Genomic DNA, 14,801 nt, shown 5'->3' with positions numbered 1-14,801 from the left:
TAAAACTTGCAACTAATAAAGAAATGTGCAGTGAATGGATATTTGTTGCAGCATTTCATTTCCTTAGCTGTGTCCTTTTTAATATTATAATTTTTCATAATAATAAGCTTTGACCCAATGATAGTTTCTACCCTTATGTTCACACCATTCAACAAATCTCTTTGATTGTTCTTCCGTAAACATCACCCAGTCATTCAATAGATCTTGATAATAGTTAAGTGCCTCGTTATTGTTTTTTCTTGTTTGTTGACATTCTACCTTGTTGTTTAACTGCCGGGACTTAGCAAGAAGTGCTGTGTCTTCTTTAATATCGCCAAGATATAAATCTTCAGAGATATGATGAAATGAATACCAAAGGGCGTTCAAGTTAATATCAATTAGCGTTAATAAGGATAGTTGTTCATTCCTGCCACCATATCTAAGTGCATTGTTTAAGTAATCAATACGGTTTTCAGTATTTAAAAACACCCCATACCACCTATATGGTCTTGGATCTTCGGGATTACTCTTCATCCATTTCTCAAGTAAAGGCTTTAAAAGTTCCTTTTCCAATGGATGAACGAGTACATGGTGAATATCATCTGATGTTTCAAATAAAGCAAACAGCCAACAAGCAAAATTTTGTTGTGCATTATCATCCCATTTCTTTATCTCTTCAATAAAGGAAGATAATGCTTTAAAAGATTCCTTTCGTAACCCTTTTTCTTTGAGGGAACAAAACTTTTTAAATAATGGATACTCATCCAATCTGTCATTTTTTAAGATATTAGTTAAGACATTTACCATTGTTTACATCTCTCTTTATTCGGATAAATTCGTCATTTTATTCTAAACCATGTAACCCGATTCCCATTTAAAAAAACCTCCAAGTCTTATTTCAGATAACAAAGATCCGATTTCAAACTCGAAGGTGTTTTTTATTTGTCTCATCTTGCGGGGCAGTCTCCTCGTCATTAGTTTTTTGAACGCGAGCGTGAATATGCGGCGTTCTCACTGTGTTATATTGAGGCGCCTTATCTTATGTACGTGACATTCGATTTCTGTCTAGATAAGCAGTGCCGCTCCATTAATCCCTTCTACACTGACATAACACAGAAAGGGAAAATTAAATTTCTTATCTTTTATTAGATTTAAAACCTTTTGACACCATGTTTTTTCTTCTTTAGCCAGTCTGAATTTGCGATCAATCAAGAGATAACGGCCAAAGTTTTTTGACATGCTATCTGAGTCCTTGTTTTTTTCTAGCTCCGCCATTTTTTTCAATTGGGTATCAATTGTTTTTTCTAAATTTCTGATTCGATCCTGAATTAATTTTAGAGAATCTTCCTCTTCCAACAGCCAAATCGAATATACTTTAATAAGAAATTCGTCCCTATTTATTGGATCTGCAGGAGATACGGCGATCCAATCTTCTAACGCTTCTTTCCCCTTTTCTGTAATGGAATAAATTTTTTTATCAGGTTTCCCTATTTGCTCTACATGCTCGTATTCAAGAAATTCTTCTTGTTTCATTTTATTTAGCAAAGGATATATTTGACTATGTTTTGCCGGCCACACTACCTCGAGGTACTGAACTAACTCATATCCTGAACAAGGTTTTCTGCCGAGAACACTTAGAATGGCATATCCTAAAGTATTTATATCATTCACCTCAATCTTAACGGCGGTTACTTTATACTATTTTTAAATCCAAAGGTTAAACAAGCCCTCATTAATACCCAAGTTATACATATAGTATACACCAAAAACAGCACTTATTACACCCGTCGTTATCCCTAGTGTTCCGCTGATTGCCCCTCGCTTCTTACTCAGCACAAAGGGAATTCCAATGATTGTTGTATAGAAAAGCATACCAATAACTGTTCCGGCGCCGAATATAAGAATATATATTGCCGCTTCCCCCACACTCTTTACGGTACTTATCGTTAATAAGACCATAGCTCCGCTTCCTGCAAGACCATGAACTAAACCGATGAATGTTGATCTTAAGTATGTTACCTTTTTATGGCGGTGTTTATGGTCACCGCTGCTTTGATGGGTGTGGAGATGTTGATGCGTATGTACATGGCTATTCTTGAAAGAAAGTATCGTTTTAACCCCTAAATAAACAAGCATAATTCCTACTAAAAATTCTAAGGACATCGACCACTTTTCTGATATTTGCCCCTTCATTACAATGACAATGATTCCAACTATAAATAATGTTACCGTATGGCCTATGCCCCAAAATATGCCCGCTAAAGAAGCTTGCCATAACTTTTTACTTTGACTTGCAATTGTCGATACCGCAATCACATGGTCAGGTTCAATCGCATGCTTGATTCCTAAAATTAATGCCAACATTAAAACCGAGAATAATGTGCCTTCCACAAAATACATCTCCTTTTAGCTTGAATCTGAAAAAAACCAACAATTGAACAGTTGCTGGTTTTTTTCACCGTTAATATTTTCTTAAAAAACTCGGGGTTTTGTTAAACCATACTTGGTTGAGAATATGATGAAATTCGGAAAACAGACTTTCGATGATCTGCGTTTGATTTGCTAATACCCGTACGGAAAACCCAGGGACAGCCAATAAAGATATGCCTATTTTATATTGTTTTGTCTGAGTATCAACGGCCTGATATAAACGATCAAGAAGGTCATGATCTACTTTTTCATTGATCACAATCATGGAACCTAAATGAGAATAGCCTTCCATTAAACCGAGACTATCTATATTTTGTTTAGCTGGGCATAGTTTGATATGGTCATAGACTGCCAGCTCATTTTCCATATAGATTTCATTATTGAATTGAAGCGTATCATAGGTAAACTTTTCTCCACTAGGGGACCATCCAGGAGTCACAATATCTGAATAAAGGAACGTACATCCTTTTTCAATATATACTACATTTTTTTGTTTATACCGTGCATTTTGATAGCCGATAAGCGGATCGGGAATGTACTCAAGATAACTGCCTTCCTTAAGGTTAAATTCAGTTTCCTGATATGCATGCATATGCGGTGTCTTATATATTTTAGTTGCCGATTGGGTTGTTAATGTTAACCTTGCTTGTTTCTCCAGTGAAATCTTCATTTGATAGCGATCACCGTCTAAATAACCGCCGCCGGGGTTTAAAATGTAATAACAGGCTTGTCCTGATTCATCATGATAAATAGGACGCATGACTTTATACGCCCCTTGAAAATACACATTTTTCGCTATGGTCTTTCCATTTTTTTCTTCAGCGCTCAAACGCAAAACGCCTGTCCAGTCCCCCATCTTACTCCAGTCCTTTTAATAGTGCATTTTCCTTAATCCAGTCAATGACTTGATCAAGACCTTCATTCGTTTTTAAATTTGTAAAAGCGAATGGCTTGTCTCCGCGGAAAACCTTCGTATCAGATGCCATAACATCCAGGTTTGCTCCAACGAAAGGCGCTAAATCTGTTTTATTGATGATAAATAAATCAGATTTAATCATTCCTTGACCGCCTTTTCGCGGTATTTTCTCCCCTTGGGCCACATCAATAATATAGATTGAAAAGTCAACAAGTTCAGGGCTGAATGTGGCTGCCAGATTATCCCCGCCGCTTTCAACGAAAATAAGTTCAACGTCTGGATTCTTCTTCACTAGCTCATCAATGGCTGCAAAGTTCATTGATGCGTCTTCGCGTATTGCCGTATGAGGGCATCCGCCTGTTTCCACACCTATAATGCGATCTGCGGGAAGCACTCCGTTGTTCATTAAAAATTTGGCATCTTCTTTTGTATAAATGTCGTTTGTCACAACTGCCATACTCATTTCATCTTGTAAATGCCGGGTTATTTTTTCGACTAACATCGTTTTCCCTGCTCCTACAGGTCCTCCTACACCGATCCTAACTGGATTCATACCTAACACTTCCTTTTTTTATTAAGACATGAAAATACGAATATTTACACGCTCGTGCATCATCTGAGATAATTCCAAACCGGGGGAAACAATCCCAAATTCTTCTTCATGTAAACTTTGAATTTTTTCTGTTGCTTCGATTAAAACAGTCTGAAATTCTTGAATTGTCTTTTGACCTGCCACTTGCCCTAGAGGGACGGCCCGTACCGCATTTTGGACAAGATTTGAGACTACAGAATACAAATAGTACAAAGTAGTCGTTGATGAAGGGACACCAAGATGATGACCTACAATCGTAAATACAATGGAGGGATGTCCAAACGATTGCTTTTGATCTATACGCTCCCGATATGTTGAAAGAATGGGTATCTCATATAGGGATTCAATAAGATTTAACATCCGCTCGCCCATCCTTTGGGTTCCTTCTCTTGTTTCACGCGGCAAACTTTGAACAGTCAACATGCGATCTAATTTCCATACTGTTTGTAAATCTTCATTCTCTAACGCTTCATATACTAGGCGGGATGCCAACCCATCAGAATAAATGAGCTGCTCGTTTACATACGTATGAAGCCATTGTACGAACGTTGCTTGATCATAGACTTTATCTTCTTGAATATAGGTCTCAAGACCATACGAATGACTAAAAGCCCCGATAGGGAAATTTGAATCGCATAGTTGGAGTAAAGATAGAATATTAATCATGGCTATGGCCGATATGGCGGAAAGCCTGTTTTACTTTTCGGTCTTCACGTTTATATGGAATTTGCATGTCTTGAAGCAACTCTTCTACAAGATAATCATATTGAACAAGCATTTCGTCCTCTTCAAACTGCGCCGGCAGGTGGCGATTTCCTAATTGATGAGCGATCGTTCCCATTTCATTCAAAGTGCGCGGTTTGATGACTAATAAATCATCGGATAATACATCGATAACGATCATATTTTGATCATTCATATACAAAACATCACCAGCGACAAGGTCACGCGGTTCTTTTAAGCGTATTCCAATTTCGTTGCCATGATCTGTTTTCACCCGTTGGATTCGTTTTACCAAATGAGCACTTTCGAGGTAAACTTTTTCAATATGGCGTTTTTCAATTTCCTCTTTTTCCATGTTTTCAATATTTGTTACGATTTGTTCAATTATCATGACTCTCACCTCAGAATAGGAAATATCGTTGACCCATTGGCACCTTATCAACAGGGTCACATGTAATTAATTGGCCATTTACTTTCACTTCATATGTTTGTGGATCGACCGTTATTTCAGGGGTTTCGCCATTCAGCTTCATATCTTTTTTCGTTAGTTTGCGAATACCGCGAACCGGAAGAATGATTTTTTGCAACCCAAGCTTCTCATGCACTTTGTCATCGAAAGCTGCCTGGGAAATAAACGTAATGGAAGTGCTGGACAGCGCCTTGCCAAACTGCCCATACATCGGACGGTAAATCACAGGCTGCGGTGTCGGAATAGAGGCGTTAGCATCTCCCATTAAGCTCTCTGCAACAAAGCCGCTTTTAATGACCATTTCAGGCTTCACACCGAAAAATGCTGGATTCCAGACAACGAGATCGGCCATTTTTCCTGTCTCGATAGAACCGACATATTCGGAAATACCATGCGTAATGGCAGGATTCATTGTATATTTGGCAATATAACGTTTGACGCGGTTGTTGTCCGAAAGCTCGCTGTCGCCCGCCATTGTTCCTCTTTGTTTTTTCATCTTATCGGCTACTTGCCAAGTACGTAAAATGACTTCTCCAATCCGTCCCATCGCTTGGGCATCCGAACTAGTCATACTGAATACACCCATATCCTGGAGAATATCCTCTGCTGCAATCGTTTCGCGTCTGATACGTGAGTCAGCAAACGCCAAATCTTCCGGAATGGATGGATTCAAGTGGTGACAGACCATTAACATATCTAAGTGCTCGTCTACCGTATTGACTGTATAAGGTAATGTCGGGTTCGTAGATGACGGCAGAACATTGTTGAAGCTGGCCGATTTAATTAAGTCAGGAGCATGTCCTCCCCCTGCACCCTCTGTATGGTACATGTGAATGACGCGATTTTTAATAGCGGCCATTGTATTTTCCATAAATCCGCCTTCGTTTAATGTATCCGCGTGAAGGGCAACCTGAACATCATATTTGTCAGCCACACTTAGCGCATGATCGATAGCTGAAGCTGTAGCGCCCCAGTCCTCATGAACTTTCAGTCCAATGGCGCCGGCGCGTACTTGCTCTGCCAGCGGATCTTCTGAAGCGGCTTGTCCTTTTCCTGTAAACCCAACATTAATCGGCATGCCCTCTGCCGCTTCAAGCATTCGGTGCATATGCCACTCGCCCGGTGTAACTGTAGTAGCCTTTGATCCTGCAGCAGGGCCTGTCCCTCCTCCAATTAGGGTGGTAAGACCTGAAGCTAATGCTGTTCTGATTTGTTCCGGATTAATAAAATGGACGTGAGTGTCAATTCCACCTGGAGTAACGATCATACCTTCAGCAGCAATAACTTCTGTACCGGCGCCAATCACAATATCCACATTGTCCATGATTAGCGGATTACCTGCTTTCCCGATTCCAGCGATTTTGCCATCACGAATTCCAATGTCCGCTTTATAAATACCAGTGTAATCTAAGACAACAGCATTCGTAATGACAACATCTGCTATTCCCTCTCCACGTGTAACCAAAGGGTGTTGTCCCATTCCATCACGAATAACTTTACCGCCGCCGAATACCACTTCATCTCCATATGTCGTGTAGTCTTTCTCGATTTGGATGAGCAAATCTGTATCTGCCAGACGAATAGAGTCCCCTGTAGTCGGACCGTACATTTCAGCGTATTGCTTTCTTGGCATCTTGAAACTCATGATTGGTTCCCCTCTTTTTCTAATGATCCGTCCACTTTATTATGAAATCCGTATACCCGGCGTTCGCCGGCGTAAGGCACTAATTCCACTTCTTTTTCATCACCGGGCTCAAAACGCACAGCCGCTCCTGCCGGAATGTTTAGTCGCTTTCCAAATGCTTCTTCTCGTTTGAATTGAAGCGCTTCATTCGCTTCATAAAAATGAAAATGTGAACCTACTTGAACTGGGCGGTCACCTGTATTCGTTACAGTCAATTTGGACGCCGCTCTTCCGACATTACAAATGACATCTGTTTCTTTTAAAAATAGTTGTCCAGGTTCCATATAAATAGCCTCCTACCAATTTTATTTAATTGGACTATGTACAGTGACAAGCTTTGTGCCGTCTGGAAATGTAGCTTCTACCTGGATATCATCAATCATTTCCGGAATGCCTTCCATTACATCTTCCCGCGACAATATGGTTGTTCCATATTCCATCAACTCCGCAACTGTTTTTCCATCCCTTGCTCCCTCCAACACTTCATACGTTATCAGGGCTACTGCTTCCGGGTGGTTCAATTTCAATCCCCGTTCTTTACGTCGCTTCGCAAGATCTGCAGCGACAACAATCATAAGCTTGTCTACTTCACGCGGTAATAGTTGCATCACAAAACCTCCCTGTATTTTTATTACGACCAAACGGTGAGCATTCTTATAAGGGGGAGCCAGTTCATTACGAACATTAACATTCTGAGCTGACAGCGCCAAAACTAAAAAACTGAAAATATATTTGATTCCTCTGCTTCTGTTTTAAATATATATCATTTTTTACATATATGTCAATTTATATATTCAAAAATTTATATATGATACACTGAAGAATATATAACCTTGAAAAGAAAGGAGAATATTCATTATGCGAAAAAACAAACATCATTTATTAAGCGAGGGGGTGTTTTCCCGTTTAATAACAGCTTCTCTCAAAGGCATCTCTCAAGTCATCCTGATTGAGAATGTGATGACCGGCTTTCTCATCCTTATAGCTATTACTATTTTTTCCTATTATTTAGGTATAATCGCTTTGTTATCCGCTATTATCGGTACTTTAGCAGGGAAATTGGGAGCAGCAGATGAAAAGGTTATCAATCAGGGTCTATTAGGATATAATTCTGTGTTAACAGGAATAGCATTGGCATCATTCTTAACTGGCCCTTACATGTGGCTTGTCGCTTTAATTGGATCAGCCGTAGCAGCCATTTTTACAGCCGCCATGATGCATTTTACGAAAAGAACCGAAGTTCCAATCCTTACATTCCCCTTTGTTATCCTGACGTGGTTTATATTATTAGCTTCATACAAATTAAATGGAATTAAATTAAGTTCTGCCCTGGTGCCTCAAGATTTAACACACTGGAAACTAAAGACAGCAGGGGAAGTCAATTTAATAGACGGGGTCTTTCATGGAATTGGACAAGTATTTTTTCTGAATAACACAGTATCCGGGATTTTAATTTTTCTCGCTGTATTTTGGGCAGGAAGAAAACTGGGACTTTATGCAGTTATCGGAAATGCAGTTGCCATCATCATTGCATTCCTTTTAGGAGGGGAGCGTTCTCTCATCACATTGGGTCTTTACGGGTATAACGCAATTTTAACGATTCTGGCCGTATCTGCCGTTTTTAAAAGTGAACATAACCGGTTTGCATTTTTATCAGGGATCATTTCAGCTTGCCTGACAGTGCCTATAACAGCAGGCCTCAACACGTATCTTTTGCCATATGGACTCCCTGCCCTAACAATGCCGTTTGTTCTTTGTTCATGGCTGTTTTTAGGTGCAAGAAAGGTTCTGCCAAACTTATAGCTTTGCCTATTGATGATGTAAATCAGCCGCTTAGCGACAATCATTGGCATGTAAAAAGAATTGGGGCGGTAGAGCAGAAGAAATATGATAAGAAGTAAATTCATGGAAGAAACTCATGATGTCTTACTATACTAATATACTCGTGTTTAGACATACATGAATGATAACTTGAGAAAAACGATGGTGGGCTAGAAGAATACATAGGCCGTGAAAACTTACCAGGAATGCCGGGGTTTTTATAGGAATGTTCCATTTCATATAAAAAGAGTTGACCCTTTCCCTTCCTCACTATAAACAAACAGAGAAATATCCCGACTCAATCGAGAGCGCAGAAGTACATTACCCCATGAAAAACAATCATGATGCCATGAGAGCGTCTCCGACATCATTCAGATGATTAACTGCTTGATAAGACCATTAGGAAAATGATTCCATCCGGTCTGAAGATGTGCTGCGCCCGCTGCTCAGCTCTCCCCTGTTCCACTTTTATCTTTCATGTTCTGTTACTGAACCAATTGTCAGTAATGCGCAAACAGGGATAAACCCATAGCATACTGTTCCAGTTTTGCCTTCATTGATCATCAAGAAAATAAAGAGGATTTGGACACATGGAAGGCATCAAAAGTGAAGTTGAAAGTAACTGATTTGGTTAATGAAAAAAATTCTGTCTCAGGAAGAATACAAACGATTGAGACAGAATTTTGTCTTACTGATTACTTATACACGTAGCAAGTTCCATCGATAACCGTAACACACGTATACGTTCTGTGATAAGATTTACCTTGGCTGTCTCTAAAGAAAACAGTTACAGTATTGTTGCCATTCCATTGGAATTGATAGGCGTCTGGATACTTGTCTCGAATCGGAGTTAAATCCGGTGCAGCACTTGCAGGTAATCCAGATACCAACAGAGCCCCAGCCACTGCAACCGCTCCCGCTACTTTTTTGAGTTTGTTTTTAAACATAAACACATCCCCTTTTCATTTTGTTTACCTATTAAATGCTTGTCCACTTAATAGACACCTTGAGCTTAACACCAAAAGGATGAAAAAATTGTCAAATGATGTAGAATTGAAAAATAATTCAAAAATAATACACATTTTTACAATTTATTAAACATAACTTTAATCACTTTTCACTCAAGATTCACTTTAATTCCATTCCTAATATTTCAGAATCTGCACCATTTCGGTAGCCACATTTAATACATCTCACCCGGCTTTTTTCCAAATTGCCTTTAATTCCGCCCAATTACCTGCTGGATTTTCTCAATTTGATCAACCTTGAAAAACACTACTATTCAATTATTAAAGACACATTAAATGGAACTTCAATCACATTCCCTGGTGACTTATCAAGTAAAGCATCGTGAATATTCGGGTTATTTTTTTTCAACTTAAACCTTTGAACCCTTGTTATTTCAGGGTCAAATGAAATATTTTGAGATTTAAACTGCAAATTTATAAGCTTATGATATGTTTGGATAAAAAAAATCCTTCCATTCTTCTAAAGCAGATGTTGAAACGTCGTCTGGGCTTTCGAGCATACGATAACCATCTGCATAATGGAACATTAATAACCCTATACCATAATCGCAATTCTCATTCTCAAGAATTGCTCTCGGAACATCAAAACCACTATTCCAATTATAATTCGCTGAAGAAGAATCACAGGGTTTTCAATATTTCTCATCACTCTTACTAAACGTTTTATCTGTATTATAAAGCAGTTCTTCGAGGAACTTAATATCTTTCTTCTCCAATGGTGTTTTACCTCCTAACAAAAACTTCAAATATTAGTCGACCAATTGTTAAAGCTTTCTCCTTCATCATTAGGAAATTTGCATAGGTTTCCGGCCACTCCTTATATGAAGATGATGTCCATCATCGGATTTTTTCTCGATTTGAAAAAGCACTCAATCAAAGATTAAGTGCTTGAATATATTAAATTATTCTTCATCGTCCAACTCTTCGTCTTCTTCCCAGTTTTCTTTCATTCGTTTAAGTTTATCATAAAAAAACTCTATAAAACTGCTGGCTACAACATTTTCATATCCATTTTCTCGATCCCAGATAAATACTGGACATTCCCCATTCCCCATCTTGTTTGTATCTAAACAATAAGCAAAGAAGTCAATATCTTCTATAACTACTAACCCATCTGTAAGGTTATAATGTTTTCTATATTCATTTGTGAATTCAACTACAGATGCTCCACCAAAATCATAACCAAGTATATCTACTCCATATACTCCACCTGATCCAAAGTTTTTCAAGAACCATTTATAGCTTTCTGGCAAATTGACATGAAGATCGTGTTCAATACCCAAAATCTTGTCATTATCTATTCCACCCGTAAAATCCTTATCTTTTGCATTTTGAGATAAGAAATCTGTTACCTCTGTGTAAATATCCAATGCAATAACCTCTCTTATTCTTCAAATTGTTTTGCTCTCCATTTCCAGTATCTTGCTCTAAAATATTCATATTGAACTTTTAATACTGGATCATTTCTAAAGCTCTCACCCTTGGATTTAAGCCCATGTATTACTTTATAATACTTTGTATGCCAACTATTAGGTATCTCCGCCATTGTTCCACTTTCTTCTTGAATAAGGTGATGTAAGTTTATTTGTGTGCCATCTTTGGCGAAGGGAGCTTTGCCATCTTTCATTAATTCCAAATTGGTTCTCCCTTTTCGGTCTTTTTGATTAGGATCAATATCCTTCCATGTATAAACTCTTCGACTAACATTTTTAATCTTTCCTTTAGCCTTAACATGTCCCTTAACTTCTGTAACTCCATATCTCTCTTTGTTAACCCAAGGAAGGCTTATACTTTTTCCTGTAAACGGTTTTCTGCTTATATCAGAGACTTTCTTCGCAAATTGAATAAGACTGTCTTTTATATGCTCCCCATTAAGCGCATGATAAGGAACTTTCCCCCCGCCTGCAAGCTTGATTTGCGGCGCAAAAGGGTTATGTATTTGAATCCCTTTTATGTTTGAAGCAACCCTTTGCATCGATTTCTTGAAAGACGCTACACTTTTGTCCAAAGCTTGTTTCGATACTTTTTTAGAAGCTTTAGTTGCTTTGGCAGCGACCTGCCCTACCTTCCCCGCTTTTGCAGCTTTGTCAACGCCTTTAGAACCAACAATCGATGTCCCGACCATTCCAACGGCATAGCTAAACCATCTGGCTTGGGTGTAAGAATCACCATTGACGACATCTCGTTGATACGAGTCTTCAATTCCTTTTTTTATAATATTAAATGTGACATCAGGATGATGAAGCGTAAAGTTAATGCCCTCAATCGTTTCGTCTGCGTGAACGACCATGTCCCATAGGCCTACGGCAGTGTCGACAACTGCATTTTTGAGTCCTTCAGCGCTTCCTTTAATTGCGTTGCCAAAATCACGAGCGCCTTCAATTTGATTGAAATACCGCTGTTGCCAAGGGGAAAGGTTTTCGTAGCCAATTTCCGCAGCCATCTCATAAAACTCTGAAGCCGTTGAAAAATTGAAATCATCAAGCTTCTTCTTGAGTTTAGCAATTTTATTATCCTGTTTGCTAACCTCGCTAACTTCTTTTTCAAGCTTCGATCTCTTATCCAGCTTATCCAACATGATGCCCATCGCTGTGTCTTGGCCACCACGCAAAGCATCCATTTTATCCGGCTTTAAAATCGCGCCTTTTTGATAGCCGGTAATTTCAATTTTAGGGCCTGTATACATTTTTTCAAGCCTGCTTATGTATCGCTGCATCGTTTCCAGGTCGTTTTCGGCCGTTTTGAGAGCGCTTGTCTGTTCGCGGTCAAAAGTGTGCAGCTTTTCAATTGTTTGATTAATTTCTTTTTGCGCTTTTCTATTCTGTTCATGAAAATCGCTGTCATTCAAGTCAGGCAAATCGACAATATGGCTAACCTTCGAGATCGTGGCGTTGGCCTTAGAAACTAAATGTTTCGTTGTTCGATCAGCAGCGTTTAAGCCATTCTCCAGCTCGTGTTCGAGAAAGGACTGTGAAATAAATCCGTTGTGGTTTGGTTCTAGAGAGTTCAGCGCGGTTTTCATTTTCTTTAACGCAGAACTGTATTCCTCTATAAAAGTATCATAGAACTGTAGAAAAGGGGTGTGGCACTCCTTATAAAATGCACGAATTGCGTCCCCGCCTTTTCCCTTTAAAGCATCATCAAGAGATGCGATATCCTCAACGCTTTTTTTGACTTGAGCAAATTCGTCTGACTGATGTTTTAATTGTTCCAGCGTTTGATCAATGGCTTTGTGCAGCGCCTGCACATCCAAAGTCTTCATGGCACTCTCCTCTAATACTAAAGTTACAATCATTTTAGAGTTTACCACTTTATAGAAGGAAATTGGGGAATAAATCCTGATCATTCATGAAAATGAATCATTAGAATCAGGATAAACAACCTACTCAAAAAAGACGACCAAAAATCCGGCCGTCATGTTCTATAATAATTTTCCGCTGTGTAATATCTCCACTCCCAAAATGGCTGCCCATGACACATAACATATCGGTCTAAAAATATCTCAAAATTTAAATCGAGAGGCTTATACTCAAGACCATCCTCAAGTAAATAAAGGTATTTGGGATCTCCTTCCTTGAGCCTGTCTCTGTCAATCATTAGGTCGCACTCTTCCAGAAAATGTCCAATTGGAATACCGCTAACATCCTCATACAATTCCTCATCTTTCAGTTCTGTGTCGATTTCGTTGAGGTTAAATAAATGCAGACCTCCGCCAATATTCACTCCATCTAAAAGACTATCAAAAATTCTAGCTCCATTATGTAGAGTTAAAAATTTTTTATAATCATCAGGAAGAGATAATTGATGATGCGATTCGAAAGCGCGTATATCGCTTTGAGAGGCTCCGCTGTCAGAGAATGTGACAAGAGCATCTGTAATTTCACCTTCAGAGCCAAGGCTCCTAATGACTCCATTTTGATCTAATAAACTCTTTAAGCCATTCACGGTATTCTGAACGAAACTTGTCATGTTCATCCCCTCTTATTACAGGTGACTTGTTTCTCCACCAACGTGAGACTTTTTTTATGCCCCTCTATTTACAGAGGAAACAAATTGCTCGGGATTCCGTAATCATCATAAGTTTGTCTTTTAAGGATCCAAAAATTAAGGTTATTTAGGTCTAGGGTAAGCTGAGGCAAACAAATAGCTGCATGAAATAGCCTCCTTGCAAATCTCCCCCGACTTTCACGGTGCAGTCTTATCCTCAAATGTTTCCTCTGAGGCACAACTAAATCACTCCAGAAATATAATATCTTTTATTTTCGCTCTAAATCTTTGCTTTTCACTTCCTTTAATATCTCCCTAAGCAACTGTTGGGTTTCCTCGTTTTGTTTGCGATTTATCTTGTTTTCCTTTATCAGTACGATCAAGTAATATAAAAATAAAATGATAGCAGAAAGGATAAGCAAATTAGGCAGCAGCACACTTAACATTTAATATGTAAACCTCCTATTTAAAAAGATGTCCGTCAAACGATATGAACACCTTTTTTCCATTGAACCCCCTTTTTGCTTGAAGTGAACAGTTGCACTTTGCCGCACTTTAAAAACTTGTTTACATAAAACGACTTCCTCAAGCGGCGGTTACTGATCACATCAATTTTTAAAATGGAGTTTTTTTATTTCTTCAAATTTTGACAAAAACAGGGCAGGTCTTGTTGAAACCTGCGCTTTCCCGAGAAATAATTGTGCGGACAAACCAATTTTTTATTTCTGTTTGCCTTTTCTATAGATCAACCATCCGGCCAGAATGATCAACAGGCCTGATGCGTCATAAGCAAGGTCGAATAAGAGGCGGTTCGGGCTTAGCGGGTTGACGTGGTGAATCTGAAGAAGATGATGATTGATGATGCCCTCAAGGAAATTAAACCAGCCCGCCCCCAGCAAAGAGGCTCCCCAAAAGATGTGCTGCGGCCGGCTGCTGCTCAGGTCACCTCTGTTCCACAGCAGGATCCCGCCGATAAAAAGGATGACGAGCGAAAACAGATGGAACAGTCCGTCGCTCATAATTTGGTGAGAGCGGTCTGTGTCCATGTACACGCTGTGCCATTGAAGCAATTGGTGAAAAACGATGCCGTCGATCATGGCGATGATGCCGACACCGAACAGAAAAGGTCCCCAAAACGCTTTTTTGTTTTTCATATGATTTGTCCTCCTTTA

The 14,801-nt window shown here is 39.1% G+C and carries 17 protein-coding genes and 1 pseudogene; 1 reads left to right on the top strand and 17 read right to left on the bottom strand.

What is annotated here, in order from left to right; translation table 11 throughout:
• Positions 1 to 84 precede the first annotated feature (84 nt).
• From MST20_RS04990 to MST20_RS04945, 10 genes are all read right to left on the bottom strand, one after another.
• Positions 85 to 786, bottom strand: coding sequence for a hypothetical protein (locus tag MST20_RS04990; RefSeq protein ID WP_243940489.1), 702 nt, complete (start codon positions 784 to 786; stop codon positions 85 to 87).
• A 258-nt stretch (positions 787 to 1,044) separates the two neighbouring features.
• A complete protein-coding gene (locus tag MST20_RS04985; protein WP_243940487.1) occupies positions 1,045 to 1,650 on the bottom strand; it encodes a PadR family transcriptional regulator in 606 nt (201 codons plus the stop codon).
• Positions 1,651 to 1,683: 33 nt separating this feature from the next.
• Positions 1,684 to 2,370, bottom strand: a complete 687-nt coding sequence (locus MST20_RS04980) for a HoxN/HupN/NixA family nickel/cobalt transporter (protein ID WP_243940485.1) — start codon at positions 2,368 to 2,370, stop codon at positions 1,684 to 1,686.
• A gap of 70 nt (positions 2,371 to 2,440) precedes the next feature.
• On the bottom strand, positions 2,441 to 3,265 hold the full coding sequence (locus MST20_RS04975; protein WP_243940482.1) for an urease accessory protein UreD: 825 nt from the start codon (positions 3,263 to 3,265) through the stop codon (positions 2,441 to 2,443).
• Between the two features lies 1 nt (position 3,266).
• Positions 3,267 to 3,878, bottom strand: coding sequence for an urease accessory protein UreG (gene ureG, locus MST20_RS04970; protein WP_059231446.1), 612 nt, complete (start codon positions 3,876 to 3,878; stop codon positions 3,267 to 3,269).
• A gap of 21 nt (positions 3,879 to 3,899) precedes the next feature.
• Positions 3,900 to 4,583 carry an urease accessory protein UreF gene (locus MST20_RS04965; RefSeq protein ID WP_243940480.1) on the bottom strand — a complete coding sequence of 228 codons (684 nt, stop codon included), beginning with the start codon at positions 4,581 to 4,583 and terminating at the stop codon, positions 3,900 to 3,902.
• On the bottom strand, positions 4,576 to 5,031 hold the full coding sequence (gene ureE, locus MST20_RS04960) for an urease accessory protein UreE (protein ID WP_243940478.1): 456 nt from the start codon (positions 5,029 to 5,031) through the stop codon (positions 4,576 to 4,578). The genes MST20_RS04965 and ureE overlap by 8 nt, the downstream gene beginning before the upstream one ends.
• Before the next feature lie 10 nt (positions 5,032 to 5,041).
• A complete protein-coding gene (ureC, locus tag MST20_RS04955) occupies positions 5,042 to 6,754 on the bottom strand; it encodes an urease subunit alpha (protein WP_243940476.1) in 1,713 nt (570 codons plus the stop codon).
• Positions 6,751 to 7,077, bottom strand: coding sequence for an urease subunit beta (locus tag MST20_RS04950; RefSeq protein ID WP_243940474.1), 327 nt, complete (start codon positions 7,075 to 7,077; stop codon positions 6,751 to 6,753). The genes ureC and MST20_RS04950 overlap by 4 nt, the downstream gene beginning before the upstream one ends.
• Positions 7,078 to 7,098: 21 nt before the next feature.
• Positions 7,099 to 7,401, bottom strand: a complete 303-nt coding sequence (locus MST20_RS04945) for an urease subunit gamma (protein ID WP_020451534.1) — start codon at positions 7,399 to 7,401, stop codon at positions 7,099 to 7,101.
• Between the two features lie 250 nt (positions 7,402 to 7,651).
• Here MST20_RS04945 and MST20_RS04940 point away from each other — a divergent pair, with 250 nt between their 5' ends.
• Positions 7,652 to 8,596 carry an urea transporter gene (locus tag MST20_RS04940; protein WP_243940472.1) on the top strand — a complete coding sequence of 315 codons (945 nt, stop codon included), beginning with the start codon at positions 7,652 to 7,654 and terminating at the stop codon, positions 8,594 to 8,596.
• 713 nt (positions 8,597 to 9,309) lie between these two features.
• Here the strand turns inward: MST20_RS04940 and MST20_RS04935 are convergent.
• The 7 genes and pseudogenes from MST20_RS04935 to MST20_RS04905 all read right to left on the bottom strand — a co-directional run bounded on the left by MST20_RS04935 (position 9,310) and on the right by MST20_RS04905 (position 14,783).
• Positions 9,310 to 9,561 (bottom strand): hypothetical protein, encoded by a 252-nt coding sequence (locus MST20_RS04935; protein WP_075754482.1) that lies wholly within the window; start codon positions 9,559 to 9,561, stop codon positions 9,310 to 9,312.
• 331 nt (positions 9,562 to 9,892) lie between these two features.
• A pseudogene (locus tag MST20_RS21235) lies at positions 9,893 to 10,358 on the bottom strand (DUF4274 domain-containing protein).
• A 186-nt stretch (positions 10,359 to 10,544) separates the two neighbouring features.
• The gene (locus tag MST20_RS04925) at positions 10,545 to 11,012 is read right to left on the bottom strand and encodes an SMI1/KNR4 family protein (RefSeq protein WP_243940470.1); all 468 of its coding nucleotides are present in this window, start codon (positions 11,010 to 11,012) and stop codon (positions 10,545 to 10,547) included.
• A 14-nt stretch (positions 11,013 to 11,026) separates the two neighbouring features.
• Entirely contained in the window at positions 11,027 to 12,904 is a 1,878-nt protein-coding gene (locus MST20_RS04920; protein ID WP_243940468.1) for a T7SS effector LXG polymorphic toxin, read from the bottom strand.
• Positions 12,905 to 13,056: 152 nt separating this feature from the next.
• Entirely contained in the window at positions 13,057 to 13,611 is a 555-nt protein-coding gene (locus MST20_RS04915; RefSeq protein WP_243940457.1) for an SMI1/KNR4 family protein, read from the bottom strand.
• A gap of 287 nt (positions 13,612 to 13,898) precedes the next feature.
• Positions 13,899 to 14,075: a hypothetical protein gene (locus tag MST20_RS04910; protein ID WP_243940455.1), complete on the bottom strand. Its 177-nt coding sequence runs from the start codon at positions 14,073 to 14,075 to the stop codon at positions 13,899 to 13,901.
• A 273-nt stretch (positions 14,076 to 14,348) separates the two neighbouring features.
• Complete coding sequence (locus MST20_RS04905; protein WP_020451523.1) at positions 14,349 to 14,783, bottom strand: DUF2243 domain-containing protein; 435 nt, start codon at positions 14,781 to 14,783, stop codon at positions 14,349 to 14,351.
• Positions 14,784 to 14,801: the final 18 nt, after the last annotated feature.

Origin of the sequence: Bacillus sp. B19-2, from assembly GCF_022832475.1 — a bacterium.
Lineage (GTDB): Bacteria > Bacillota > Bacilli > Bacillales > Bacillaceae > Bacillus > Bacillus paralicheniformis.
Note: the sequence above shows the minus strand (reverse complement) of the source record. Positions and strands in the feature narration are given on the sequence as shown.

What these genes read in the sequence shown, in the direction of transcription:
- MST20_RS04990 (WP_243940489.1), bottom strand. Translation starts at nt 786, where the DNA reads ATGGTAAATGTCTTAACTAATATCTTAAAAAATGACAGATTGGATGAG.
- MST20_RS04975 (WP_243940482.1), bottom strand. Translation starts at nt 3,265, where the DNA reads ATGGGGGACTGGACAGGCGTTTTGCGTTTGAGCGCTGAAGAAAAAAAT.
- ureG (WP_059231446.1), bottom strand. Translation starts at nt 3,878, where the DNA reads ATGAATCCAGTTAGGATCGGTGTAGGAGGACCTGTAGGAGCAGGGAAA.
- MST20_RS04965 (WP_243940480.1), bottom strand. Translation starts at nt 4,583, where the DNA reads ATGATTAATATTCTATCTTTACTCCAACTATGCGATTCAAATTTCCCT.
- ureE (WP_243940478.1), bottom strand. Translation starts at nt 5,031, where the DNA reads ATGATAATTGAACAAATCGTAACAAATATTGAAAACATGGAAAAAGAG.
- ureC (WP_243940476.1), bottom strand. Translation starts at nt 6,754, where the DNA reads ATGAGTTTCAAGATGCCAAGAAAGCAATACGCTGAAATGTACGGTCCG.
- MST20_RS04950 (WP_243940474.1), bottom strand. Translation starts at nt 7,077, where the DNA reads ATGGAACCTGGACAACTATTTTTAAAAGAAACAGATGTCATTTGTAAT.
- MST20_RS04945 (WP_020451534.1), bottom strand. Translation starts at nt 7,401, where the DNA reads ATGCAACTATTACCGCGTGAAGTAGACAAGCTTATGATTGTTGTCGCT.
- MST20_RS04940 (WP_243940472.1), top strand. Translation starts at nt 7,652, where the DNA reads ATGCGAAAAAACAAACATCATTTATTAAGCGAGGGGGTGTTTTCCCGT.
- MST20_RS04935 (WP_075754482.1), bottom strand. Translation starts at nt 9,561, where the DNA reads ATGTTTAAAAACAAACTCAAAAAAGTAGCGGGAGCGGTTGCAGTGGCT.
- MST20_RS04920 (WP_243940468.1), bottom strand. Translation starts at nt 12,904, where the DNA reads ATGAAGACTTTGGATGTGCAGGCGCTGCACAAAGCCATTGATCAAACG.
- MST20_RS04915 (WP_243940457.1), bottom strand. Translation starts at nt 13,611, where the DNA reads ATGACAAGTTTCGTTCAGAATACCGTGAATGGCTTAAAGAGTTTATTA.
- MST20_RS04910 (WP_243940455.1), bottom strand. Translation starts at nt 14,075, where the DNA reads ATGTTAAGTGTGCTGCTGCCTAATTTGCTTATCCTTTCTGCTATCATT.
- MST20_RS04905 (WP_020451523.1), bottom strand. Translation starts at nt 14,783, where the DNA reads ATGAAAAACAAAAAAGCGTTTTGGGGACCTTTTCTGTTCGGTGTCGGC.